At 71.3% G+C, this 23688-nt stretch carries 23 protein-coding genes; 10 read left to right on the top strand and 13 right to left on the bottom strand.

All coding sequences use genetic code 11. From position 1 onward, the window contains the following. Positions 1-269: 269 nt before the first annotated feature. The 5 genes from HZS56_RS31785 (at position 270) to cseC (ending at position 5128) form a co-directional block, all read left to right on the top strand. The gene (locus tag HZS56_RS31785) at positions 270-1238 is read left to right on the top strand and encodes an iron-sulfur binding domain-containing protein (protein ID WP_253915224.1); all 969 of its coding nucleotides are present in this window, start codon (positions 270-272) and stop codon (positions 1236-1238) included. 368 nt (positions 1239-1606) lie between these two features. After that, positions 1607-2146, top strand: a complete 540-nt coding sequence (locus HZS56_RS31780) for a SigE family RNA polymerase sigma factor (protein WP_216724272.1) — start codon at positions 1607-1609, stop codon at positions 2144-2146. Further along, entirely contained in the window at positions 2134-2805 is a 672-nt protein-coding gene (locus tag HZS56_RS31775; RefSeq protein ID WP_216724270.1) for a hypothetical protein, read from the top strand. Before HZS56_RS31780 ends, HZS56_RS31775 begins: the two co-directional genes overlap by 13 nt. Before the next feature lie 45 nt (positions 2806-2850). Further along, on the top strand, positions 2851-3552 hold the full coding sequence (gene cseB / locus HZS56_RS31770) for a two-component system response regulator CseB (RefSeq protein WP_216724269.1): 702 nt from the start codon (positions 2851-2853) through the stop codon (positions 3550-3552). A gap of 25 nt (positions 3553-3577) precedes the next feature. Further along, on the top strand, positions 3578-5128 hold the full coding sequence (gene cseC / locus HZS56_RS31765; RefSeq protein ID WP_216724268.1) for a two-component system sensor histidine kinase CseC: 1551 nt from the start codon (positions 3578-3580) through the stop codon (positions 5126-5128). A 28-nt stretch (positions 5129-5156) separates the two neighbouring features. Here the strand turns inward: cseC and HZS56_RS31760 are convergent, their stop codons facing one another. Genes HZS56_RS31760 through HZS56_RS31750 form a run of 3 tightly spaced genes read right to left on the bottom strand, consistent with a single transcriptional unit; the run spans position 5157 to position 7019 of the window. Continuing rightward, positions 5157-6011 (bottom strand): phosphotransferase, encoded by an 855-nt coding sequence (locus tag HZS56_RS31760; protein ID WP_216724267.1) that lies wholly within the window; start codon positions 6009-6011, stop codon positions 5157-5159. Next, positions 6008-6211 (bottom strand): DUF397 domain-containing protein, encoded by a 204-nt coding sequence (locus tag HZS56_RS31755; RefSeq protein WP_216724266.1) that lies wholly within the window; start codon positions 6209-6211, stop codon positions 6008-6010. The genes HZS56_RS31760 and HZS56_RS31755 overlap by 4 nt, the downstream gene beginning before the upstream one ends. Beyond that, positions 6177-7019: a helix-turn-helix domain-containing protein gene (locus tag HZS56_RS31750; protein ID WP_216724265.1), complete on the bottom strand. Its 843-nt coding sequence runs from the start codon at positions 7017-7019 to the stop codon at positions 6177-6179. The genes HZS56_RS31755 and HZS56_RS31750 overlap by 35 nt, the downstream gene beginning before the upstream one ends. Before the next feature lie 158 nt (positions 7020-7177). On the opposite strand from HZS56_RS31750, the gene HZS56_RS31745 reads away from it, so the two are divergent. Beyond that, a complete protein-coding gene (locus tag HZS56_RS31745) occupies positions 7178-7549 on the top strand; it encodes an ATP-binding protein (protein WP_216724271.1) in 372 nt (123 codons plus the stop codon). 61 nt (positions 7550-7610) lie between these two features. On the opposite strand, the gene HZS56_RS31740 is transcribed toward HZS56_RS31745, so the two are convergent. Then, positions 7611-9212 carry an MDR family MFS transporter gene (locus tag HZS56_RS31740; RefSeq protein WP_216724264.1) on the bottom strand — a complete coding sequence of 534 codons (1602 nt, stop codon included), beginning with the start codon at positions 9210-9212 and terminating at the stop codon, positions 7611-7613. A 166-nt stretch (positions 9213-9378) separates the two neighbouring features. Between HZS56_RS31740 and HZS56_RS31735 the strand changes: the two genes are divergently transcribed. Continuing rightward, positions 9379-9996, top strand: coding sequence for a TetR/AcrR family transcriptional regulator (locus tag HZS56_RS31735; RefSeq protein WP_216724263.1), 618 nt, complete (start codon positions 9379-9381; stop codon positions 9994-9996). A gap of 34 nt (positions 9997-10030) precedes the next feature. Here HZS56_RS31735 and HZS56_RS31730 read toward each other — a convergent pair whose 3' ends face one another. Continuing rightward, positions 10031-10696, bottom strand: a complete 666-nt coding sequence (locus HZS56_RS31730; protein ID WP_216724262.1) for a M23 family metallopeptidase — start codon at positions 10694-10696, stop codon at positions 10031-10033. Between the two features lie 550 nt (positions 10697-11246). Here HZS56_RS31730 and HZS56_RS31725 point away from each other — a divergent pair. Beyond that, positions 11247-11912, top strand: a complete 666-nt coding sequence (locus tag HZS56_RS31725) for an HAD family acid phosphatase (RefSeq protein ID WP_216724261.1) — start codon at positions 11247-11249, stop codon at positions 11910-11912. Between the two features lie 62 nt (positions 11913-11974). Then, on the top strand, positions 11975-14947 hold the full coding sequence (locus HZS56_RS31720; RefSeq protein WP_216724260.1) for an NACHT domain-containing protein: 2973 nt from the start codon (positions 11975-11977) through the stop codon (positions 14945-14947). A gap of 63 nt (positions 14948-15010) precedes the next feature. Here the strand turns inward: HZS56_RS31720 and HZS56_RS31715 are convergent, their stop codons facing one another. Next, positions 15011-17536, bottom strand: a complete 2526-nt coding sequence (locus HZS56_RS31715) for an ATP-dependent Clp protease ATP-binding subunit (protein WP_216724259.1) — start codon at positions 17534-17536, stop codon at positions 15011-15013. Positions 17537-17966: 430 nt separating this feature from the next. On the opposite strand from HZS56_RS31715, the gene HZS56_RS31710 reads away from it, so the two are divergent. After that, complete coding sequence (locus HZS56_RS31710; RefSeq protein ID WP_216724258.1) at positions 17967-18818, top strand: SCO3374 family protein; 852 nt, start codon at positions 17967-17969, stop codon at positions 18816-18818. Positions 18819-18832: 14 nt separating this feature from the next. Here the strand turns inward: HZS56_RS31710 and HZS56_RS31705 are convergent, their stop codons facing one another. The 7 genes from HZS56_RS31705 to nadC form a co-directional block, all read right to left on the bottom strand. After that, complete coding sequence (locus HZS56_RS31705; RefSeq protein WP_216724257.1) at positions 18833-19168, bottom strand: histone-like nucleoid-structuring protein Lsr2; 336 nt, start codon at positions 19166-19168, stop codon at positions 18833-18835. A 322-nt stretch (positions 19169-19490) separates the two neighbouring features. Then, a complete protein-coding gene (locus HZS56_RS31700) occupies positions 19491-20000 on the bottom strand; it encodes an amino-acid N-acetyltransferase (RefSeq protein WP_216724256.1) in 510 nt (169 codons plus the stop codon). A 9-nt stretch (positions 20001-20009) separates the two neighbouring features. Further along, complete coding sequence (locus HZS56_RS31695; protein WP_216724255.1) at positions 20010-20408, bottom strand: BlaI/MecI/CopY family transcriptional regulator; 399 nt, start codon at positions 20406-20408, stop codon at positions 20010-20012. A 141-nt stretch (positions 20409-20549) separates the two neighbouring features. Beyond that, positions 20550-20732 (bottom strand): hypothetical protein, encoded by a 183-nt coding sequence (locus HZS56_RS31690; RefSeq protein WP_216724254.1) that lies wholly within the window; start codon positions 20730-20732, stop codon positions 20550-20552. Between the two features lie 23 nt (positions 20733-20755). Further along, positions 20756-21406, bottom strand: a complete 651-nt coding sequence (locus HZS56_RS31685; RefSeq protein ID WP_216724253.1) for a hypothetical protein — start codon at positions 21404-21406, stop codon at positions 20756-20758. Positions 21407-21840: 434 nt separating this feature from the next. After that, positions 21841-22638, bottom strand: a complete 798-nt coding sequence (locus HZS56_RS31680) for a type III pantothenate kinase (RefSeq protein WP_216724252.1) — start codon at positions 22636-22638, stop codon at positions 21841-21843. Positions 22639-22643: 5 nt separating this feature from the next. Beyond that, on the bottom strand, positions 22644-23688 hold a 1045-nt coding region (gene nadC / locus HZS56_RS31675), incomplete at its 5' end, for a carboxylating nicotinate-nucleotide diphosphorylase (RefSeq protein ID WP_216724251.1).

Genomic DNA, 23688 nt, shown 5'->3' with positions numbered 1-23688 from the left:
CCCCAAAACCCCCCCAACCCAACCCCCCCACCCCACCCCCCCCACCACACCCCTGCCCCCCTCCCCCCGGCCCACCCCCACCCCTGCCGATCGTCAGGGGTTCTGATCGCCAGGGTTCAGATCGCCAGGATTCTGATCGTGGGTTTCTGATCGTGGGTTTCTGATCGCGGGTTTCTGATCGCGGGTTTCTGATCGTCGTCAGGGTCACGCTCGCCACCGGGTGGCGGTGCGCCCGTGCGGCGGGCCTTCCGTGGCAGGATCGGAGGGTCATGACTGCTCCCACGAAGCCCTCGCACAGCGACCCCTCCGGGCCCTCCCTCCCCGCCGGCCCCTCCGGCCCCGCCGCGGACGGACGGGCCGTGTCCGGCGCGCCGCTGCACGCCCCCGTCATCGACTGGTTCGACGAGCACGCCCGTGACCTGCCCTGGCGGAGACCTGAGGCCGGCGCCTGGGGCGTGATGGTCAGTGAGTTCATGCTCCAGCAGACGCCGGTGAGCCGCGTCCTGCCCGTCTACGAGCAGTGGCTGGCCCGCTGGCCGCGCCCCGCCGACCTGGCCGCCGAGGCGCCCGGCGAGGCCGTGCGCGCCTGGGGGCGGCTCGGCTATCCGCGCCGTGCCCTGCGGCTGCACGGCGCGGCCGCCGCCATAACGGAACGGCACGGCGGCGACGTACCCACGGACCACGCGCAGCTCCTGGCACTGCCCGGCATCGGGGAGTACACGGCCGCCGCGGTCGCCTCCTTCGCCTACGGCCAGCGGCACGCGGTGCTGGACACCAACGTCCGCCGGGTCTTCGCCCGCGCGGTCACCGGCGTCCAGTACCCGCCGAACGCCACCACGGCCGCCGAACGGAAGCTGGCGCGGGCGCTGCTGCCGGACGAGGAGGCGAGCGCCGCGCGCTGGGCCGCCGCGTCGATGGAGCTGGGCGCGCTGGTCTGCACGGCGAAGAACGAGGCGTGCCACCGCTGTCCGATCGCCGCCCAGTGCGCCTGGCGGCAGGCGGGAAAGCCCGCGCACGACGGGCCGCCGCGGCGGGGGCAGACCTACGCGGGCACCGACCGGCAGGTGCGCGGCAGGCTGCTCGCGGTGTTGCGGGAGGCGCCGGGTCCCGTGCCGCAGGCGGCGCTCGACCAGGTCTGGCACGAACCGGTCCAGCGCGCCCGCGCCCTGGACGGCCTCGTCTCCGACGGCCTGGTGGAGCCCCTCGCGGACGGTCTGTACCGGCTGCCGCTGAGCTGAGCTGAGCCGAGCCGAGCTGACCTGAGCCACAGCCGCGGTCGCGTCGGCGTACGGAGCCGCCGTCAACAGGTCCCACCCCACTCCCGGTCACACGCCCCGTCATAGTCCCGGTCACGGTCGGACGATTCCGGCCGGGGTGTAAATCACCCCATTGCACGATCAAGCGGTGTGCCGCCTTACCCGTTTCCTACTTCCGTTACACAACCGACGGACAGCCGAGGGTTTGTCGCAGGCTGCTTCGCACAGCGCCGTGACAACGCTTCCCTACCTTCGTTTGTGTGCCCCGGTGGCACAGCACGACTACGGACCACTGGCAGTGGGCCGGCGGCGACCAGCCGCCGGAGTTCGGGGATGGAAGGCGGTCGACCATGGCGCAGGGCGAGGTGCTCGAGTTCGAGGAGTACGTCCGCAACCGGCAGGACGCGCTGCTGCGCAGTGCCCGTCGCCTGGTCCCGGACCCCATCGACGCGCAGGACCTGCTGCAGACCGCGCTGGCACGGACGTACCGCCGCTGGTCGACGATCGAGGACAAGCGGCTCGCCGACGCCTATCTGCGCCGCGTCATGATCAACACGCGGACCGAGTGGTGGCGGGCGCGCAAGCTGGAGGAAGTGCCGACGGAGCAGCTCCCCGAGCCCTGCGTGGAGGACTCCACCGAGCAGCACGCGGACCGCGCCCTGCTGATGGACGTCATGAAGGTTCTCGCCCCGAAGCAGCGCAGCGTTGTGGTGCTGCGACACTGGGAGCAGATGTCAACGGAGGAGACCGCCGCCGCCCTCGGCATGTCGGCGGGTACGGTCAAGAGCACGCTGCACCGGGCGCTCGCCCGGCTCCGTGAGGAGCTGGTCGCCCGCGATCTGGACGCACGGGCGCTGGAGCGTGGGGAGAGGGAGCGTTGCGCGGCCTGACCGTCGGTCGACAACAACCCGGCAGACGCCGGAGGCGCACGCAGGCGACGAGTACGGCGACGGCCGCGCTCGTCGCCCTCGGCGTGTGCCTGTCCGGCTGCGGAGCGGGCGGCACCGGCGCCCGCGACGAGGGCCCGGCCCACGCCGACGCGGTGGGCGGCGCCGCCTCTTCCTCCTCGCCCTCGGCGTCCCCGTCGAAGGTTCCCGACCGGGTGGACGCGGTGCGGCTGGTCCAGTCCGATCCCCAGGTCTCCTCGGAGGTCAAGCGCGAGCTGAGGCCGTGCGTCGCCGACGAGTACCCCGTCGACGTGTCGTACGGGGAGCTGACCCCGGGCGCTGCGGAGGACGTCGTCGTCAACGTGCTGACGTGCGGTGACGCGGTGGGTGTGGGGAGTTACGTGTACCGCGAGGAGGACGGCGCGTACCACAATGTGTTCAAGGCGGAGGAGCCTCCGGTCTACGCGGAGATCGACCGCGGCGACCTGGTGGTGACGAAGCAGGTGTACGACAGGGGCGATCCGGTCTCCAGCCCGTCCGGCGAGAACGTGATCACGTACCGCTGGACGTCGGGCCGGTTCGCGGAGAAGTACCGCACCCACAACGACTACAGCAACACCGCGGGCAACGTCCCCACCGCGGTTCCGGAGCCGGAGGGCTGACCGAACCCGCGCCGGCCGTGCCAACGAGGAGTGAGAACACCCCGGATGCCAGACCAGACCCACGTCCTGTTCGTCGAGGACGACGACGTCATCCGCGAGGCCACCCAGCTCGCCCTGGAGCGGGACGGGTTCGCGGTCACCGCGATGCCCGACGGGCTGACGGGCCTGGAGTCGTTCCGGGCCGACCGTCCCGACATCGCGCTCCTCGACGTCATGCTCCCCGGCCTCGACGGCGTCAGCCTGTGCCGCCGCATCCGCGACGAGTCCACGGTGCCGGTGATCATGCTGTCGGCGCGGGCTGACTCCATCGACGTCGTCCTGGGCCTGGAGGCGGGCGCGGACGACTACGTCACCAAGCCCTTCGACGGGGCCGTCCTGGTCGCCCGGATCCGGGCCGTGCTGCGCCGCTTCGGTCACGCCGCCGGTGACGACCGGGCCGAGGCCGACGGCGCGGCGGACGGCGGGGTGCTCACCTTCGGCGACCTGGAGGTGGACACCGAGGGCATGGAGGTGCGCCGGGCCGGGCGGCCGGTGGCGCTCACCCCGACGGAGATGCGGCTGCTGCTGGAGTTCTCCACGGCGCCGGGCACGGTACTGTCGCGCGACCGGCTGCTGGAACGCGTGTGGGACTACGGCTGGGGCGGTGACACCCGCGTCGTGGACGTGCACGTGCAGCGGCTGCGGACCAAGATCGGCCAGGACCGGGTCGAGACGGTCCGCGGCTTCGGCTACAAGTTGAAGGCCTGAGCGGGGACGGCGGGGACACAGGGATATGCGGGGGTTCTTGCGACACCGGACCGCCTCCTCTCCGGGGCACCCGAACGACGTTCCCGGTTCCGGCGAGTCCAGCGGGTCCCGCGGGGCGCGGAGGCCCGACGGGACGGGTGGGGCAGACGGGACAGCGCGGTCCAGCGGTACGGGTGGACCCGCCGGTGCTGCCGATACCGCCGGTGATGCAGGTGCTGCCGGCGCACTCCGCCGACTGCTGCGCGGTCGCGGCATCCGCACCGGGCTGCGCTGGAAGCTCAGCGCGGCGATCGCGCTGGTCGGCGCGCTGGTGGCGGTCGCGCTGAGCCTGGTCGTGCACAACGCGGCCCGGGTGTCGATGCTCGACAACGCCCGTGACCTCGCGGACGACCGGGTGCTGATCGCGCAGCGCAACTACGAGCTGTCCGGGCGCCTGAACTTCCCGAACGCCAAGATCGACGACCCCGAGCTGCCGCCGGAGCTGCGCCGCAAGGCCGAGGCCGGACGCCGGGCCACGTACGTCTCCGAGCGGGCCGACGGGGTAACGGACATCTGGGCCGCCGTGCCGCTCAAGGACGGGCACGTGATGTCGCTGCACTCCGGTTTCACCGACCGCAGCGCGGACATCCTCAAGGACCTCGACCAGGCCCTGGTCATCGGCTCCATCGCGGTCGTCCTCGGCGGCAGCGCGCTCGGCGTGCTCATCGGCGGCCAGCTGTCGCGCCGGCTGCGCGAGGCGGCGGCCGCGGCCAACCAGGTCGCCAACGGCGAGCCGGACGTCCGGGTGCGGGACGCCATCGGCGGCGTCCTGCGGGACGAGACCGACGACGTCGCGCGGGCCGTGGACGCGATGGCGGACGCGTTGCAGCAGCGCATCGAGGCCGAACGCCGGGTCACCGCGGACATCGCGCACGAGCTGCGCACCCCGGTGACCGGCCTGCTCACCGCCGCCGAGCTGCTGCCGCCGGGCCGGCCGACCGAGCTGGTCCTGGACCGGGCGAAGGCGATGCGCACGCTCGTCGAGGACGTCCTGGAGGTGGCCCGGCTCGACGGGGCCTCGGAACGCGCCGAGCTGCAGGACATCATGCTCGGCCACTTCGTGTCCCGGCGGGTGGCAGCGAAGGACCCGGCCGTCGAGGTGCGGGTGATCCACGAGTCGGAGGTCACGACCGACCCGCGCCGCCTGGAGCGCGTGCTGTTCAACCTGCTCGCCAACGCCGCCCGGCACGGCCGCCCGCCCATCCAGGTCAGCGTGGAGGGCCGGGTCATCCGGGTCCGCGACCACGGCCCCGGCTTCCCCGAGAACCTCCTCGCCGAGGGGCCGAGCCGCTTCCGCACCGGCAGCACGGACCGGGCCGGGCACGGGCACGGGCTGGGCCTGACCATCGCGGCCGGCCAGGCCCGGGTGCTGGGCGCCCGCCTCACCTTCCGCAACGTACGACCGGTCGGGGCGCCCCCCGACGAACCGGCCGAGGGCGCGGTCGCGGTCCTGTGGCTGCCGGAACACGCACCGACGAACACGGGCAGCCACCAGATGCTGCCGGACCAGACCGACGCTGGGATGCCGAAGCGCTGACGCCGGGCCCAGCGTCCAGAGGCCCGCGTCAGCCAACCCGGCGGCCGTCGAGTGCGGCACGTACCCGGTCGAGCCCTTCCGCTCTCCAGTGGTCCCGGTCGGGCATCTGGTCGTCCCGGCGCCAGCGCCAGGCGGAGAACAGGGCCCAGTTCAGGGCCCGGCAGCGGCGCAGCAGGTCGGGGTCGGCCCCCGGGTAGTACTCCGCCACCTCCTCGGGCGCATGGGCGAGGTCGAACTCGACCGGCCCCCGGCAGCAGGTGGCGAGGTCGACGAAGAGCGGCCCCCGCTTGGTGTTCAGCAGGTTGCCCGGATGCGGCTCGCCGTGCAGCAACTGGTCGCGGGCCGTGTCGAAGCCGATCGCGTCGCGCAGGGCGCGGAGCGTGCCGCCGAGGAACTCCCGTTCGGCGTCGGTCAGTTCCGGGGACTGCTCCCCGTCCTCCACCGCTCCCGACGCGACGGCCACCCGGTCGGTGAAGTGCGGTACGCCGTCCAGGTCGATCCGGCGCAGGGCGGCGTGGTGCCGCGCGAGTACGTCCGCGTAGTCGGCGGGCGCGATCTCCGTTCCCACGGGTCCCACGGGTTCGTAGTACGTCCAGAGCGAGACGGCGAAGCCGTCCCGCACCCGGACCCGGGCGTCGACCCGGGGGTCGAGCCCGCCCACCGGAGCGCCGACGGCGGCGAGCCGGTCGGCGACCCGTACTTCGAACTCGGCCTCGGCGAGCGTCCCCGACGGTGCGACCCGGGCCAGCACCTCGCAGGGAACGAGGCGCAGCGCGACCCGGTCCGAGTCGTGGACGACGACCACGTCGTCGACCCGCAGACCCAGCTCCACGGCGATGGCCCGCCCCGCCTCGACCGCGCGGCTCAGCTCCGGTGGCTTCACGTGCCGCTACCTACCAGACCGTCGACGAAGGTCTGCCAGGCACGGGCGCCGACGGTCACGACCGGGCCCGCGGTGTCCTTGCTGTCCCGCACGGGCACGGAACCGGCGGGGCAGCCGTCGGCGACCTCGACGCATTCGCCGCCATTGGGGCCGCTGTAGCTGGACTTACGCCACTGGGTCTCGCTCGGTCCGGTCTGCATAGCGTTCCTCCATTACGCGGGCGATCAGCGCCGCCGAATCCTTCACCGAGAGGGCGGCCGCTTGCAAGTGAGCGTAATTGAGGTTGGCTTCTTTGATGGTGTCCGGGTTGGCCGTCATGTGGCCGGACATCATGTCCTCCGTGTAGAACACGTCCGGATGGTCATCAAAACGGAAGATGGTGAACGCCCCTTCGAGGCCGGGGTGTTCGCCGCTGGACAGCGGCAGCACCTGGATACGCAACCAGCGGTGCCGGGTGAGCTTCAACAGGTGGCCCAGTTGGCGCCTCATTACCTCATCGCCGCCAACCGGCCGGTGGAGTACGGCCTCATCCAGGATCACCAAAGCCACGGGGGGCTTCTCCCAGTCGAGGATGCGCTGGCGTTCCAGACGCGCGGCCAACAAACTGTCCAGCTGTCCCGGCCTGCCCGTAGCCAGCACCGCCCGCGCATACTCCTCCGTCTGCAGCAGCCCGTAGACCAGCTGCGCCTGGTACGTCGAGATGTACGCCGCGTTCGCCTCCATCTCCGCGTATGGCTGGAACCACGTGGGGAGTTGGCTGCGCAGGACCAGGCCGATCAGGCGGGAGAACAGGCCGTCCGTGCCCAGGGCGACGTCCACGCGCTCGGAGAAGTCCCTGGTCGGGACCTTCTTCGTGGTCTCGATCTGGCCGATCAGTGAGCCGGTGCAGAAGATGATGTCGCCGAGCTGGCCCTGTTTGAGGCCGTGGGCCTCGCGCTGGCGGCGCAGCTCCCAGCCGTAGTAGTCGAGCGGGGAAGCGGTCGGGTCGAGGGACTGGATGTTGGCCACTGCGGCACCTCACTCCGGGACTACGCACGGCAACGCCGGACGGCGTTCGTTTCTCTGCGTAGTCGAGCGTACGCAGCGCGTTCCAGGATTGTGGCGTGAATCACGTAACTGGTCCGCAGGCGGCGGACGTCGAGAGTCAGTACCACGCCGAGTTCGCGATGGGTGCGCACTCGGCCGGGCACCTGCGCCGCGTGCTGCGGCTGTACCTGGTCCGCTCAGGCCTGTCCGGCGTGGCCGAGGCCGCCGAGCTGGCGCTCACCGAGCTGGTCGCCAACGTCGTACGGCACGTGCCCGGGCGGCGTTGCCGGGTCTGCTTCCTGCTCCAGCCCGGCGGAGTGCGCGTGGAGGTCGCCGACGGGTACCCCGAGTTGCCGGCCGTGGGGGACGCCGACGCGCTGGGCGAGGGCGGGCGCGGACTGGTGATCGTCGCCGCGGTGACCGACCGGTGGGGTGTGACGCCGTACGCCGACGGGCGGGGCAAGACGGTGTGGTTCGAGTGCGGCGGCGTGGCGGAGCCGCCGGGCTCCTGACCGGCAGCGCCTCCGGGCGGCGGCAGGAGACCGCCCGGAGGCCTTGGGGTGGAGGTCGTCGTCAGACCGCCTCGGTCACCGGCGCCTTCGCCGTGGCCGTGTCGTCGTCGCCGTCGGCCGGGGCGTCGGCCTGCTGCGGGCCCGTGCCCTTCAGCGGGACCTCCTTGACGAAGACCGCCGCGACCAGCGCGAGGACCGCCACCGCGGCGCCCAGCAGGAACGCCCCGTGGGTACCGGAGGACACCGCGTGCTGGTAGGCCTCGCGGGCCGCCTCCGGCAGCTTGGCCAGGCTGGCCGCGTCCAGCTGGGCCGACTGCTCGGTCACCTTGGAGCCCAGCGCGCCGGCCCGCTCCGTCATCTCGTCCTGGACGCGGTGGTTGAAGAGCGCGCCCATGATCGCGACACCGAAGGACGAGCCGAGGGTGCGGAAGAGGGTGGTGGAGGAGGACGCGACCCCCATGTCCTTCATCTCCACGCTGTTCTGCGCGACCAGCATGGTGATCTGCATCAGGCAGCCCATGCCGAGCCCGACCACGGCCATGTAGAGGCCGGAGGTGAAGCGGGTGGTGTCGGTGTCCATGGTCGACAGCAGGAACAGGCCGACCGTCATCAGCGCGCCGCCCGCCACCGGGAAGACCTTGTAGCGGCCGGTGTTGGTGGTGATACGCCCCGCGACCATGGAGGTGACCAGCATCGCGCCCAGCATCGGCAGGAGCAGCAGCCCGGAGTTGGTCGCGGACGCGCCCTGCACCGCCTGCTGGTACAGCGGCAGGAAGAGGGTGGCGCCGAACATCACGAAGCCGGTGATGAAACCGATGCCGGACATCAGCGTGAAGTTGCGGCTGCGGAAGATGTGCAGCGGCACGATCGGCTCGGCGGCCCTGGTCTGCCAGAACACGAACCCGACCAGCGAGGCGACGCCGATGCCGATCAGCTCCATGATCCGCGCGGAGGTCCAGGCGTACTCGGTGCCGCCCCAGGTGGTGACGAGCACGATGGCGGTGATACCGACGGTCAGCAGAGCCGCGCCCAGGTAGTCGATCCGCGCCTGACTGCGCTTCTTCGGCAGGTGCAGTACGGCGCTGATGGCGACCAGCGCGATCGCGCCGAGCGGCAGGTTGATGTAGAAGGACCAGCGCCAGCCCCAGTGGTCGGTGATGGTGCCGCCGACCAGCGGTCCGCCGATCATCGCCAGCGCCATGACGCCGGCCATCATGCCCTGGTACTTGCCGCGCTCCCGGGGCGGTATCAGGTCGCCGATGATCGCCATGACGCCGACCATCAGGCCGCCGGCGCCCAGGCCCTGGACGGCGCGGAAGGCGATGAGCTGGCCCATGTCCTGCGCCATGCCGCTGAGCGCCGAGCCGATCAGGAAGATCACGATCGACGACATGAACGAGCCCTTGCGCCCGTACATGTCGCCGAGCTTGCCCCACAGCGGGGTCGAGGCCGCGGTCGCGAGGGTGTAGGCGGTGACGACCCAGGAGAGGTGCTCCAGGCCGCCCAGCTCGCCCACGATCGTGGGCATCGCCGTACCGATGATCATGTTGTCGAGCATCGCGAGCATCATCGCGATCATGAGGGCGAGCAGGACGACCCGTACGCTCCTCGGCTGCTTCACGGCACCGGCGTCGCCGGTCGCCGCCTCCACTGTCTCCGCCATCGTTCCTACTCCCCCAGCCCCCAGCCGCCGCTGTGCGCCGTACCCTGTGCGAGATCGCTTACTTGCCGACCGGCAAGTTGTCTACACTGGGGAAGGTAGACGCGTAACTTGCCGGGCGTCAAGTAAGTTTTGTGGAAAGTGCGCGGGGCAGGAGGTGCGTAGGAGGATGGGCGGCACGATGAACGGCACCAAGCAGCAACGACGCCGCGGGGACACCCGCCAGCGCATTCAGGACGTGGCGCTCGAACTCTTCGCGGAGCAGGGGTACGAGAAGACCTCGCTGCGCGAGATCGCCGAGAGCCTGGACGTGACCAAGGCCGCGTTGTACTACCACTTCAAGACCAAGGAAGAGATCCTCGTCAGCATCTTCGAGGATCTCTCGCGGCCGCTTGAGGACCTGATCGCCTGGGGGCGGGAGCAGCCGCACACCCTGGAGACGAAGCAGGAGATCATCCGTCGCTACAGCGCGGCGCTGGCGGGCGCGGCGCCCCTGTTCCGCTTCATGCAGGAGAACCAGGCGACGGTACGGGACCTGCGCATCGGCGAGATGTTCAAGACCCGGATGTTCGGTCTGCGCGACATCCTCATGGACCCCGAGGCGGACCTGGTGGACCAGGTCCGCTGCGTGAGCGCGCTCTTCACGATGCACGCCGGGATGTTCGTGCTGCGGGACCTCGAAGGCGACCTCGAGGAACAGCGCGCTGCTGTTCTCGAGGTCGCCACCGATCTGGTCACCCAGGCACACCGGTCCCACCGGGAGCACCGGGAGGCGGCGGGCGCGTAGCCCTGCTCCTCGGACCGTCAGGCACTCAGGCCCGTCAGACGGTCACGCCCTTGTCGCGCAGGAAGGCGACCGGGTCGACGGCCGAGCCGTAGTTGGCCGTCGTGCGGATCTCGAAGTGCAGGTGCGGGCCGCTGGAGTTACCGGTGTTGCCGGACTTGGCGATGGACTGGCCGGTCTTCACGACCTGCCCGGCCTTCACGTTGACCTTGGACAGGTGCGCGTACTGGGAGTACGTGCCGTTGCCGTGCTTGATCACGACGGCGTTGCCGTAGGCGGGGCCGTCACCGGCGCCGTTGCCGCCGGCCTTGACGACGGTGCCGCCGTGCGTGGCGACGACGTTGGTGCCGATCGGCACGGCGAAGTCCTGGCCGCTGTGCTTGCTCGCCCACATGCCGCCGTTCTGCGCGAAGCCGGCGCTCAGCTTGTACTTCTTGACCGGGTCCACCCAGGAGGCGGCCTTCTTCTTGGCGGTGGTCTGCTTCGTGCTCGCGTCCGCCTTCTCCGCCTTCGCGGCCTTGGCCTGAGCCTCGGCCTGGGCCTGGACGGCGCTCGCCGTGGAGCTGTCGGCCGTCGCCGTGGTGCCGGTGGCGGCGGCGACGCCGGCCCCCAGTGCGGCCGAGGCACCGAGGCCGGCGGCCATCACCGCGGCGCGGGTGCGGAGGGTCGTACGGGCAGGACGGGTCGTGACACGCGGAAACATTCGAACCTCATGGGGACGGGATCAGAGGGTTGCCCCTGCGGCGGACACTCAAGGCGCTCACCGGGCGGGCTCCACCTTGGTAACGCGGCGACCCCAAACCACACAAAGGTGTGACCTACGACCCTATGTAGTACTTGACTCCGAAACTTCCCAGCACCTGACAGTGCCGCCATAACGGACAAAAGCAGTTCAGGCCCCCGGGGCCCGGCCGCCGCCGCATTGCACTATGCCCCTTTTGCCACTTCTTGCGGCTTCCACTATTCCCCGTAGTACCCCCCGGACACCCTGTGCCTCATGTCACCGGAGGCCATGATCGAAGACCCGGTGAATGTGACGGGGGCTACTCCCGAACGGGTGCCGTCACGGTTAACCCGCCCGCCGCACAAGGGCGTTCACCCGGGCCCGGAACATGGCCCGCGTCACAGCACTCGGAGTGACTACTCCCCAGTAACCCAATCGTTGCCGTCCGGCCACTTGCTGGCGCAAGCATGCACGCGACAACTTTGACGCCGTCAGGCATCCGCGCAGGCATGAGAGGACTCCACCCCCCATGACCGACCAGTACGGACAGACCAGACAGGCCGGGCGCACGTTCGTGCGGACGCTCGGGATCGCTGCCGTCACCACCGCGGCGCTCACCGCGACGGTCACGCCGTCCGTCGCCGCCCCCGCCGGGGCACCGCGCGCCGCGATCACGCCGGTCACGGCGGCCGCCGCCGCGGACGTCGACTACGACACGTGGCAGCGGGACTGCCGGGCCGTGATGGACGCGGCGCTGCCGTACCTGAAGGAGCGCATCGCCGACACCGCCCCCGGCGAGAAGCAGGCGATCGTCCTCGACATCGACAACACCTCCCTGGAGACCGACTTCGGTTTCAGCTACCCGCAGCCCGCCAACCGGCCCGTCCTGGAGGCCGCCCAGTACGCCCAGGAGCACGGCGTCGCCCTCTTCTTCGTGACCGCCCGTCCGGGCATCATCGAGGCGCCCACCGAGTGGAACCTCGCCCACGCCGGCTACGAGTCCTCCGGCCTGTACGTCCGCGGGTTCCTCGACCTGTTCCGGGACGTCGCCGAGTACAAGACCGCGCAGCGTGCCGGGATCGAGTCGCGGGGCTACACGATCATCGCGAACATCGGCAACAGCGCCACCGACCTCTCCGGCGGCCATGCCGAGAAGACCTTCAAGCTGCCGGACTACGAGGGCCAGTTGTCCTGACCGGCCCTGCCCGACGCCGATAGGCTCCCGTGGACTACGCAGACCGTCCACGGGGGTGGCACATGGAACCGGCGGTACTCGGCGGGAAGTTGGCGTCCAGCCTGGTCGCCCCGCTGGTGAAGAAGCTCTTCGCGACGGGCGGGCCCGGCGCCGGGCTGGTCGACCGACCGGTCCGGCTGACCCACCTGGTGTCCTTCCGGGGCGAGCAGCGCACCCTCGGCGAGAAGGAGGTGCGCGGCCTCGCGGGCCGGCTGGTCGCGGACTCCCTGGACTCCCCCGGCGAACCGCCCTTCCCCCGCGACGAGGAGACGGCCGTCGCCGACGCCCTCGCCGCCCGGCTGCTCGCCCTCGGCGACCTGGACATGGACGACGTCCAGGCGGTCCGGCTCGGGCACGCGGAGCTGGCCAGGCAGCTCCGCTGCGGGGCGCCCGCGGCCACCACCACCGGACTGTCCCCGGACGCCCGCTACTTCCTCGACTCGGCGACCGAGTGGGCCTGCCTGCACATCCTGGAGTTCTTCACCCGGCGCTCCACCTTCGTCGCCCGCACCCTGGTCGCCCAGACCCGCGGCCAGGCCGAGCTGATCGCCAAGGTCGACGAGCTGATCACCCGCGTCCCCCGCCCGGACGCCCGGGACACGGACTTCGAGCGGCGGTACCTGCGGTACGTGGCCGAGCAGCACAACCGCATCACCATCTACGGCATCGACCTCCGCGACTCCCCCGACCGCTGGCCCCTCGAAGTCGCCTACCTGAGCCTGGAGGCGACCGCCGAGGAGGACCGCACGTCCCTCCCGGGGGAGCACGCCGAACCGGAACGCACCGTCCGGCTCCCCGCCGAGGACGCCCTGCTCACCCACGACCGGGTGCTGCTGCGCGGTGACGCGGGGTCCGGCAAGACGACGCTGGTGCAGTGGCTTGCGGTGACCACGTCCCGGGACGGCGACCGGATCCCGTACGTCCTGCCGCTGCGCACCCTCGTCCGCGCGGACACCCTCCCGGCGCCCGCGGCCTTCCTCACCGCGGTGGGCTGTCCGCTCACCCCTCCGGAGGGCTGGGCGGAACGGGTGCTGGGCGCCGGCCGGGGCCTGGTCCTCGTCGACGGCCTGGACGAGATCCCCGCCGCCGACCGGCACCGCGCCCGCGACTGGCTCCTCGCCCTGGCCCGCGCCTTCCCCGGCAACCGCTGGCTGCTCACCTCCCGACCCACCGCCGTACGCCCCGACTGGCTGGCCGCCGAGGGCTTCCGGGAGCTGTCCCTGACCCCGATGCGCCGGGCCGACGTCACGACCTTCGTACGGCGCTGGCACGCCGCCGCCCGGGCGCCCGAGTACGAGGCGGACCTGCTGGACGCCCTGCGCACCAAACGCGACCTCGCCCGCCTCGCCACCAACCCCCTGATGTGCGGCCTGATCTGCGCCCTGCACCGCGAACGCCGGGGCTATCTCCCCACGGGCCGCAAGGAGTTGTACGAGGCCGCCCTGACGATGCTGCTCGCCCGCCGGGACCGGGAGCGCGGCATGGCGGCGGTGGAGCTGAGCGAGGAGGCCCAACTGGAGCTGCTCCAGCGGCTGGCGTACGCGCTGGTGCTGAGCGGGCGCACGGAGATGGAGGCGGGGACGGCCGAGGGCATCGTGGAGCGCGCGCTGCCGTCGGTCGCGTCGGCGGCGGGGCAGGGCGACGCGGCGACCGTCCTGCGGGCCCTGGTCCTGCGCAGCGGGCTGCTGCGGCAGCCCGCCGAGGGCGTGCTGGACTTCGTCCACCGCACCTTCCAGGACTACCTGGGCGCCCGGTACGCGGTCGAGGAGGGCCACCTCGACGTCCTCGCGGGCCACGCGGGCGACACCCAGTGGGAGGACGTGATCCGCATGGCCGTGGCCCACGCCCGGCCCGGGGAGCGTGCGACGCTGCTGCGCGCGCTGCTCGCGGAGGACACCCCGCGGCTGACGCTGCTCGCCCTCGCCTGCCTGGAACACGCGACCGCGCTCGACCCGGCGGTACGGTCGGAGGTGGAGGCACGGGCGGGGGCGCTGATCCCGCCGGCATCGACGGAGGACGCGAAGGCACTGGCGGAGGCGGGACCCCTGGTCCTGGAGCTGCTGCCGGGCCCGGCGGGACTGACGGACGCCCAGGCCCACGGCGTGACGGTGACGGCCTCGCTGCTGGCAGAGCACGAGCAGGACGGAGCGCTCGCCGTGCTGCGCAGGTTCCGTGAGCACGCGGATCTCGATGTGCGGCGGCAGTTGGTGGGGACGTGGGAGCGGTTCGACGCGCGGGACTACGCGGTGGAGGTCTTGGACCACCTCGACCGCTGGGGACTCCAACTGACGTGCCGCACGAGCGAGCAGCGTGCGGCGATCTCCACTATGCGTCCCTGGAGCGGACTGTCATTCAACGGACCACACAGCGCGTCCGACATCCTCGGTTGCACGGCGGAACCAGATGGCGTCGAACAACTGAGGATCATGAGCAACAGCGCCCTTGTCCGGTTGGACGAACTGTCCGCCTTCACGGCCTTGCGTGGCCTCTCCCTGGTCCTCTGTCCGTCGCCACTCGACCTCTGCGTACTGCCTAGGACGATAGAACATCTGACGGTCGGGCGTTGCGCTCAGCTGACCGGTCTGCGAAACATGGGTTCACTACAGACCCTGTTCCTGACAGGGCAGCAACTTTCAGGCAGTCGGCTGACCGACTCCCTGCCCCAAGCCGCACCCCTCAAAGCACTGTGGCTCGGTTCGGGAACCACCGGCACCACCGGTCTTCGGGGTTTGTCCACCTGGAGCACGCTGGAGCTGCTCGATGTGAACGTCACCGCTTCGCTCGACGCGGCGGACTGGGCCGAGATCGCCCGGTTGCCCAGGCTGGCCAGGCTGACACTCACCGGTCTTCGGGGCAACGAGCCCTTCTTCTCACAACCGGTCGCTCTGCCCAACGTCGGCAACGTCCAGCTCCAGGCCGCCCCCGGCGCACACACCGACCTCGACCGACTGGCCTCGCTCTTTCCCCATGCGAACGTGTCACTGGAGGAGACCTGAGCACACACGAAAGGGACCGGTGCCCAACGGCACCGGCCCCTTTCCGGGCTCACCCCCGGAGGGCTACGCCTCCTTGCTCAGGTTCGGGCCGGCGCCGCCGGCCGCCTGCTCGATCGGCGGGGCGTCGGGCAGGGCCGACTTCTCCTCGCCGCGGAAGGTGAAGGTCGCGGTGTCGCCCTCGCCCTCCGTGTCCACGACCACGATGTGGCCGGGGCGCAGCTCGCCGAAGAGGATCTTCTCCGACAGGGTGTCCTCGACCTCGCGCTGGATCGTGCGGCGCAGCGGACGCGCGCCCAGCACCGGGTCGTAACCCCGCTTGGACAGCAGCTCCTTCGCGGACTGGGAGAGCTCGATGCCCATGTCCCGGTCCTTGAGGCGCTCGTCGACCTTGTCGATCATCAGGTCGACGATCCGCAGGATGTCCTCCTGGCTGAGCTGCGGGAAGACGACCACGTCGTCGACGCGGTTGAGGAACTCGGGCCGGAAGTGCTGCTTCAGCTCGTCCTGGACCTTGTTCTTCATGCGGTCGTAGTTCGACTTGGTGTCACCCGCGGCGGCGAAGCCGAGGTTGAAGCCCTTGGAGATGTCCCGGGTGCCGAGGTTGGTCGTCATGATGATGACCGTGTTCTTGAAGTCCACGACCCGGCCCTGGGAGTCGGTCAGGCGACCGTCCTCCAGGATCTGCAGCAGCGAGTTGAAGATGTCCGGGTGGGCCTTCTCGACCTCGTCGAAGAGGACGACCGAGAACGGCTTGCGGCGCACCTTCTCCGTCAGCTGGCCGCCCTCCTCGTAGCCCACGTAGCCGGGGGGCGAACCGAAGAGGCGGGAGACCGTGTGCTTCTCGCTGAACTCCGACATGTCGAGGGAGATCAGCGCCTCCTCGTCACCGAAGAGGAACTCGGCCAGCGCCTTGGACAGCTCGGTCTTACCGACACCGGACGGACCAGCGAAGATGAACGAGCCACCGGGACGCTTCGGGTCCTTCAGGCCGGCCCGGGTACGGCGGATCGCCTTGGACAGCGCCTTGACGGCGTCGACCTGGCCGATGACCCGCTTGTGGAGCTCGTCCTCCATGCGCAGCAGGCGGGACGACTCCTCCTCCGTGAGCTTGAAGACCGGGATGCCGGTCGCCGTGGCGAGGACCTCGGCGATCAGCTCGCCGTCGACCTCGGCGACGACGTCCATGTCGCCGGCCTTCCACTCCTTCTCCCGCTTGGCCTTGGCGGCCAGGAGCTGCTTCTCCTTGTCGCGGAGGGAGGCGGCCTTCTCGAAGTCCTGCGAGTCGATCGCGGACTCCTTGTCGCGGCGCACGCCGGCGATCTTCTCGTCGAACTCGCGCAGGTCCGGCGGCGCGGTCATCCGGCGGATGCGCATCCGGGAGCCGGCCTCGTCGATCAGGTCGATCGCCTTGTCCGGCAGGAAGCGGTCCGAGATGTAGCGGTCGGCGAGCGTCGCCGCCTGGACGAGGGCCTCGTCCGTGATGGAGACGCGGTGGTGGGCCTCGTAGCGGTCGCGCAGACCCTTGAGGATCTCGATCGTGTGCGGCAGCGACGGCTCCGCGACCTGGATCGGCTGGAAGCGGCGCTCCAGGGCCGCGTCCTTCTCCAGGTGCTTGCGGTACTCGTCGAGCGTGGTCGCACCGATGGTCTGCAGCTCGCCACGGGCCAGCATCGGCTTGAGGATGCTCGCGGCGTCGATGGCGCCCTCGGCGGCACCCGCACCGACCAGCGTGTGCAGCTCGTCGATGAACAGGATGATGTCGCCGCGGGTGCGGATCTCCTTGAGCACCTTCTTCAGGCGCTCCTCGAAGTCACCGCGGTAGCGGGAGCCGGCGACCAGGGCGCCGAGGTCCAGGGTGTAGAGGTGCTTGTCCTTGAGGGTCTCGGGCACCTCGCCCTTGACGATGGCCTGCGCGAGGCCCTCGACGACGGCGGTCTTGCCGACGCCGGGCTCACCGATGAGCACCGGGTTGTTCTTGGTGCGGCGGGACAGCACCTGCATGACCCGCTCGATCTCCTTCTCGCGCCCGATGACCGGGTCGAGCTTGGACTCACGAGCGGCCTGGGTGAGGTTCCGGCCGAACTGGTCGAGGACCAGGGACGTGGAGGGCGTGCCCTCCGCAGGACCGCCTGCGGTGGCGGTCTCCTTGCCCTGGTAACCGGAGAGCAGCTGGATGACCTGCTGCCGCACCCGGTTGAGATCGGCGCCCAGCTTGACCAGGACCTGGGCGGCGACGCCCTCGCCCTCACGGATCAGGCCGAGCAGGATGTGCTCCGTGCCGATGTAATTGTGACCGAGCTGGAGGGCCTCGCGGAGCGACAGCTCCAGGACCTTCTTGGCACGGGGGGTGAAGGGGATGTGACCCGACGGGGCCTGCTGGCCCTGCCCGATGATCTCCTCCACCTGCTGGCGGACCGCCTCGAGCGAAATCCCGAGGCTCTCAAGGGCCTTGGCGGCGACACCCTCACCCTCGTGGATCAGGCCCAGGAGGATGTGCTCGGTGCCGATGTAGTTGTGGTTGAGCATCCGGGCTTCTTCCTGAGCCAGGACGACAACCCGCCGCGCGCGGTCGGTGAACCTCTCGAACATCGTTAATCGCTCCTCAGAGCGGTCAGGCAGTAAGGGGAACTTCCCCTCCCTGTCCTTCCGCAGCTTAGTCCCGCAAGCGGGGACCGCTCATTCCAACTGCCGACACCGTCGATGGCCTCCTGACCCCTGACGCCGACATCTGCCACAACCCGATGGTGCGAGACGATGTTCCCGCAGGCCAGGCACTTACCCCACTCGCCAGTACGCCGATGGCGAACGCGAGACGGCCCGGACTGCGTGTCGACCCCTCCCACTAGGGATGTCTTACCCGCGTGGACTGACACTCCATGCCACACACACCGGTTCCCTCCGCTACGGGCGAACAACCTCGCGCCTCCCCTCGCCCCCGCGCGCCCTCACGCCCGGCACACAGTGCAGCCGACGCACCACTCAGCGTAACTCGGACGCACTTCCGGCTGTTGCACTTGGCATGTCCGGCCCTCCGCCCCCGGTACCCGCCGCCGCAGCCCCGGTCGCACCGGTGCCGGTCGCCCCTGCCGTGCCTTCGCCCCGCCGGCCGCCCGGGGCCGGAGGCGCGTGGGGCGCGGATGCCCCGTCCCCTTCCGGGGATACCTCGTTCCCGTGCCCTTCCGGGGAAGGGGTGCGGCGGTGGTACGAGCGTGTCCTCGGGTGGCCGACGGCGCCCGGACTTCCGGTACGGCTGTGCGTGGGGGTCCGCTTCGACGTCCTGGACGTCCCGGCCGACGCCGGTCGCGCGACGCTGGCGCGGCTCGGCCGGTCGGGCGCGGCCGCCGCGCGGTGGTCCCGGATGCCGGTGGCCGTCCGGGGCGGCCGGATGCAGCTGTTCGTGGCGGCGGGCGGCGCGGAGGAACTGCCCGGGCTCCTCGAGTGGCTCGAGTGGGGCTCGCTGCCGCTCGGCCTGACGGCGGTCGGTGCGGGCGGCCTCATGACGGCCCCGCCACCGGCGGCCGCCACCGCGGGCTCGTACGCCCCGGCCCCGGACGCCGCAGACCTGCGCACCGCAACCCCGGGCGCCGCCGACTCGGGCGCCGCAGGCCCGCGCACCGCAAGCCCCGGCGGCCCCCCGGACTCGGGCGCCGCAGCCCCGGGCGCCGTGGTGCCGCGTGTGCGGGCGCCGGGCGGCCTGCGGGGGGCCGCCTGCTGGCTGCGGCCCCCGGAGCCGGGGAGCGAGGCAGAGGCCTCGCTGCCGGCGCTGTCGGCCCTCGGGGGCGTCGGGGGCGCCCCGGACCTCGCACAGCTCGTCCGCACGCTGGCCACGCAGTGCCACCGGGTACGGCTCGGGGCCGTCGCCGGCTCGTGACGCGGGCGGGGTGATCAGCCGTTGGCCTTCTCGTACGCCTCGCGGATCATCGCGGGAACGCGGCCGCGGTCGTTGACCTCGTAACCGTTCTCCTTCGCCCAGGCGCGGATCGCCGCGGTGTCCTGGCTGCCGCCGGAGGAGGCGCGCGCCTTGCCCCGGCCGCCCGAGGCGCGGCCGCCGGTGCGACGGCCACCCTTCAGGTAGGGCTCGAGAAGCCCGCGGAGCTTGTCCGCGTTGGAAGTGGTGAGATCGATCTCGTACGTCTTCCCGTCGAGCGCGAACGTCACGGTCTCGTCTGCCTCGCCGCCGTCGAGGTCATCGACAAGAAGGACCTGAACCTTCTGTGCCACCGGATTTCCTTTCATCGATAACGTGAGGGCCGGAGCTCCGTCGGCGTCCGCCGTATCGCCGCCCCTTGTTATATGCACTACAGCAGTACGCCGGAAAGCAAACCGCTTTTGCGGGAAAAACACAAACCCCGGTGGAGACCGGCGGCCCGCCCCGCGACCGAAAACATGCGCGTTTCGGACATAGGGAACCCGTGAACGCCGTGTCGGCGCAATAAACCTGGCGAACGCCTGCGAAGTTCGCCGGCGAAGTCGGACGCGGATGGCGGCGCCCGGCCACTGCACGCCCCATGTGTCCCAGTGCCCGCCCAGTGCGGGCGCCCGATCACAGGTGCAGAAGCATCCGGCTGTTGCCCAAGGTGTTCGGTTTCACTCGTTCGAGACCCAGGAACTCCGCAACGCCCTCGTCATAGGAACGCATCAGCTCCGCGTAGACATCGGTGTCCACGGGCGTCTCACCGATCTCCACGAAGCCGTGCTTGCCGAAGAAGTCCACTTCGAAGGTCAGACAGAATACGCGGCGAACACCGAGCCAGCGTGCGGTGTCCAGCAACTTCTCCAGCAACTGATGCCCGACGCCCACGCCCTTCAGCCCCGGCTTCACCGCGAGAGTCCGCACTTCCGCGAGGTCTTCCCACATCACGTGCAGCGCACCGCAGCCGACGACCTCGGCGTTGTCGTCCCGTTCCGCGACCCAGAACTCCTGGAGGCTCTCGTAAAGCGTCACCATCGCTTTGTCGAGCAGGATGCGGTCACGAACGTACGTGTCGAGGAGCCGACGTACGTCCGGCACATCCCTGGTGCGGGCCCGCCGGACGGTGATGGCATTTGACATGTGGGGACGCTATCGCCCACCGCCGCCCGGTACCGAGCCGGGGCCCGGCGCGGGGGTTTCCGGTCCCTGCACGATACGGATGGCGTCTCTGAGTGCCTCGCGCTGTTCCTCGCTCATCATGCCGAAGAAGGCGATGAGGGCGGCGGCGGGGTTGTCACTCTGGGACCAGGCGTCGTTCATCAGCGCGGCCGCGTAGGCGGCGCGGGTGGAGACCGCCTCATATCGATAGGCCCGGCCTTCGGACTCGCGGCGCACCCAGCCCTTCTGATGAAGATTGTCCAAGACGGTCATCACGGTGGTGTACGCGATGGACCGTTCCTGTTGCAGGTCTTCCAGGACTTCTCGAACGGTCACGGGGCGGTTCCACTTCCACACCCTCGTCATGACCGCGTCTTCGAGTTCTCCCAATGGGCGAGGCACGTTCCGAACGATACGGGCAGATCCGGGCGATCGCGTCCCGGATGCACCCGTCCACCTGCATACGAGCACAAAAGGGACGTACGGCTCCTCGAAGGCCGGGGAGCCGTACGCCGCGGGAGGCAGCCTCGGTCAGGCCTCGGGGTGCGGGGAGGCCTGGCGGGTGCCCCCCTCCGCCCGGGCGAGGGCGGCGTCGACCACGGCGTCCTCCTTGGCCTTGTTGGCGCCGCCCTGGGTCTTCACGATCACCCTGATCACACCGATGAAGAACACGGCCATCACGGCCGGGGGCAGGAGCGCGGAGACGTAGTCCATGGATCCAGGGTAGCCAGGCCCGCTCAGCCGGCCGCGAGGTGGTGCCGGGAGTCCGGGGCGGGCGGGGCGGGCTTGCGGCGGGGGAAGACCTCGCCCGGGGTGGGGACGGGGCGCTTGGGCGTCGCCGGGGCCGGGCGGGGCGCCGGCTTCTGCGGGGGCTTCTGTGCCGGCTTCTGGTCGGGCTGCTTCTCGGACCGCTGACCGCCGGGGACGGCGTGGAGGCGGGTGCGGGTGCGGGCGGCGGGCAGCGTCACCGCGGAGGCCGGGACGGTGCGGGACGGGGCCGCGGGGGCCGGAACCGTGGTGGCCGAGGGTGCGCAGCGGGCGTACAGCGCGGCCGCCGCGGGGTTGCCGCGCAGAGCGCCGAGGGCGGCGAGGTCGTCCGCGTCCGGGTGGTGCCCGGCGTCCAGCGCCTCGTCCAGGAGCGCCAGGTAGCCGGTGGCGGTGCCGGGGAGTGCGGCGCGGTACCGGGCGAGGTCGGCCACCAGGAAGGCGCGCAGCCGGGCGCTCTCCCGCATCGCCTCGTCGAGCGACTCTGCGAGGCGGAGGCAGTCCTGGGACTCCTGCGCCGTGACGGGGCTGGGGTTCAGGGCGAGGGCGAGGGCACGCCGGAGCACACGCAGCTCCTGAGCACCGAACGCCATGCCGCCGCGGGATCCGTAGGGCGTGGGCATGCGGCGACGATACGCGCTAATCAGACAAACTCGGCATAGGGGACGGGGGTGTGGCGCCGCCCCCTCACCCGCCCGGATGCAGGCGCACGTACCGGCCCCGCGCCACTGCGGGCAGTCGTGCCGTGCGGCGGCGGCTGGCAGTGCGCCATGCCTCAGCTGCGGACAGTGCGCGGTGCGGCTGCGGCTGCGGGCGGTGCGGCTGCCGACTGCGGCGGGCAGTGCGCCCTGCCACTGCGGGCAGTCGGGCGTCCCCGTCGGCAGCGGGCCGCGCGACCCGCGCGCCGCTCCCCCGTCGGCGCGCCGAGCGCGCGACCCGTGCGCGACCCGTGCGTGTCGCCCTCGGGCCACTCCACGTCCGCGTCCGCGTCCGCGTCCGCACCCGGGCTCGCCGGTCCCGTGCGGGCACCCACCCCGTGGGCGCCTGCCTGCACGGGCTACATCCGCGACACGTTCCGCTCGTACACCAGCCGCAGCCCCATCAGCGTCAGCCACGGCTCGTGCTCGTCGATGACCGACGACTCGCCCAGCACCATCGGCGCCAGCCCGCCCGTCGCGATGACCGTCACGTCGTCCGGGTCCTTGGCCAGTTCCCGCGCCATGCGGTTGACGACGCCGTCGACCTGGCCCGCGAAGCCGTACACGATGCCCGACTGCATCGCCTCGACCGTGTTCTTGCCGATCACGCTCCGCGGCCGGGCCACCTCGATCTTGCGCAGCTGCGCGCCCTTGACGCCCAGCGCCTCGACCGAGATCTCGATGCCGGGCGCGATGACCCCGCCGATGTACTCCCCGCGCGCGCTGACCGCGTCGAACGTCGTCGCCGTGCCGAAGTCCACGACGATCGCCGGGCCGCCGTAGAGCTCGACGGCGGCGACCGCGTTGATGATGCGGTCGGCGCCGACCTCCTTGGGGTGGTCGGTGAGGATCGGCACGCCGGTCTTGACGCCCGGTTCGACCAGGACCGCCGGCACGTCGCCGTAGTAGCGGCGGGTGACCTCGCGCAGTTCGTGCAGCACCGACGGGACGGTCGCGCAGATGGCGATGCCGTCGATGCCGTCGCCCAGCTCGTCGCCGAGGAGCGGGTGCGTGCCCATCAGGCCCTGGAGGAGCACCGCCAGCTCGTCGGCCGTGCGGCGCGGGTCGGTGGAGATGCGCCAGTGCTCGACGATGTCCTCGCCGTCGAAGAGGCCGAGGACGGTGTGCGTGTTGCCTACGTCGATCGTCAGCAGCATGGCTTCTACTCCGCCGCTCGCAGGTCCAGGCCGATGTCCAGGATCGGGGAGCTGTGGGTGAGCGCGCCCACGGCGAGGTAGTCGACGCCCGTGTCGGCGTACGCCTTGGCGTTGGCGAGGGTCAGCCGGCCCGAGGCCTCCAGCGCGGCGCGGCCGGCCACCAGGGCCACCGCCTCTCCGCACTCGTCGGGGGTGAAGTTGTCCAGCAGGATCAGGTCGGCGCCCGCGTCGACGACCTCGCGCAACTGGTGCAGGGTGTCGACCTCGACCTCGATCGGCACGTCGGGGAAGCGTTCCCGTACGGCGGTGAAGGCCTCGGCGACGCCGCCAGCGGCGACCACGTGGTTGTCCTTGACCAGGGCCGCGTCCGAGAGGGACATGCGGTGGTTGACGCCGCTGCCGCAGCGGACCGCGAACTTCTCCAGGCTGCGCAGACCCGGCGTGGTCTTACGGGTGTCGCGGACCGCGGTCCTCGTGCCCTCCAGGGCGTCCGCCCACGCGCGCGTGGCCGTCGCGATGCCCGACATGCGGCACAGGAGGTTCAGCGCGCTGCGTTCGGCGGTGAGCAGGTCGCGGGTGCGGGTGGTCACGGAGAGCAGCTGCTGGCCGGCCTCCACGCGGTCGCCGTCCTCGACGTGGCGCTCCACCTCGAACTCGTCCGTGCAGACGATCGACAGCACCGCCTCGGCGACCCTCAGGCCCGCCACGACGCCCGCCTCGCGCGCGGCGAAGTCGCCCGTGGCCACGGCCTCCTCGGGGATGGTGGCGACGGTCGTCACGTCCACGCCGCCCGCCAGGTCCTCCTGGATGGCGACGTTGGCGATGTCCTCGACCTCCACCGGGTCGAGGCCCGAGTCCAGCAGGAGTGCCGCGAGGGCGGGGTCGAGTCCGCACTCCAGGTAGGCGTCTTCCCCGGCGTCCGCCGCTTCGGCGTCCGCTGCTCCGGCGTCCGCGCCGCAGGCACAGCCGTCGCCGCAGCCTCCGGCGGAGGCGAGGGGGAGCTCGGGGCCGGCGGCGGAGCCGGAGGGGTCGGTGGGGCCGGTAGGGCCG

Source organism: Streptomyces mayonensis, from assembly GCF_018982965.1.
GTDB classification, from domain to species: Bacteria; Actinomycetota; Actinomycetes; order Streptomycetales; family Streptomycetaceae; genus Streptomyces; species Streptomyces mayonensis.
This window is presented reverse-complemented; position numbering and strand designations above follow the sequence as displayed.

What these genes read in the sequence shown, in the direction of transcription:
- HZS56_RS31730 (WP_216724262.1), bottom strand. Translation starts at nt 10,696, where the DNA reads ATGTTTCCGCGTGTCACGACCCGTCCTGCCCGTACGACCCTCCGCACC.
- cseC (WP_216724268.1), top strand. Translation starts at nt 3,578, where the DNA reads ATGCGGGGGTTCTTGCGACACCGGACCGCCTCCTCTCCGGGGCACCCG.
- HZS56_RS31740 (WP_216724264.1), bottom strand. Translation starts at nt 9,212, where the DNA reads ATGGCGGAGACAGTGGAGGCGGCGACCGGCGACGCCGGTGCCGTGAAG.
- HZS56_RS31720 (WP_216724260.1), top strand. Translation starts at nt 11,975, where the DNA reads ATGGAACCGGCGGTACTCGGCGGGAAGTTGGCGTCCAGCCTGGTCGCC.
- HZS56_RS31690 (WP_216724254.1), bottom strand. Translation starts at nt 20,732, where the DNA reads ATGGACTACGTCTCCGCGCTCCTGCCCCCGGCCGTGATGGCCGTGTTC.
- HZS56_RS31685 (WP_216724253.1), bottom strand. Translation starts at nt 21,406, where the DNA reads ATGCCCACGCCCTACGGATCCCGCGGCGGCATGGCGTTCGGTGCTCAG.
- HZS56_RS31735 (WP_216724263.1), top strand. Translation starts at nt 9,379, where the DNA reads ATGGGCGGCACGATGAACGGCACCAAGCAGCAACGACGCCGCGGGGAC.
- HZS56_RS31715 (WP_216724259.1), bottom strand. Translation starts at nt 17,536, where the DNA reads ATGTTCGAGAGGTTCACCGACCGCGCGCGGCGGGTTGTCGTCCTGGCT.
- HZS56_RS31780 (WP_216724272.1), top strand. Translation starts at nt 1,607, where the DNA reads ATGGCGCAGGGCGAGGTGCTCGAGTTCGAGGAGTACGTCCGCAACCGG.
- HZS56_RS31755 (WP_216724266.1), bottom strand. Translation starts at nt 6,211, where the DNA reads ATGCAGACCGGACCGAGCGAGACCCAGTGGCGTAAGTCCAGCTACAGC.
- HZS56_RS31680 (WP_216724252.1), bottom strand. Translation starts at nt 22,638, where the DNA reads ATGCTGCTGACGATCGACGTAGGCAACACGCACACCGTCCTCGGCCTC.
- HZS56_RS31785 (WP_253915224.1), top strand. Translation starts at nt 270, where the DNA reads ATGACTGCTCCCACGAAGCCCTCGCACAGCGACCCCTCCGGGCCCTCC.
- HZS56_RS31710 (WP_216724258.1), top strand. Translation starts at nt 17,967, where the DNA reads ATGTCCGGCCCTCCGCCCCCGGTACCCGCCGCCGCAGCCCCGGTCGCA.
- HZS56_RS31745 (WP_216724271.1), top strand. Translation starts at nt 7,178, where the DNA reads ATGGGTGCGCACTCGGCCGGGCACCTGCGCCGCGTGCTGCGGCTGTAC.
- cseB (WP_216724269.1), top strand. Translation starts at nt 2,851, where the DNA reads ATGCCAGACCAGACCCACGTCCTGTTCGTCGAGGACGACGACGTCATC.
- HZS56_RS31725 (WP_216724261.1), top strand. Translation starts at nt 11,247, where the DNA reads ATGACCGACCAGTACGGACAGACCAGACAGGCCGGGCGCACGTTCGTG.
- HZS56_RS31700 (WP_216724256.1), bottom strand. Translation starts at nt 20,000, where the DNA reads ATGTCAAATGCCATCACCGTCCGGCGGGCCCGCACCAGGGATGTGCCG.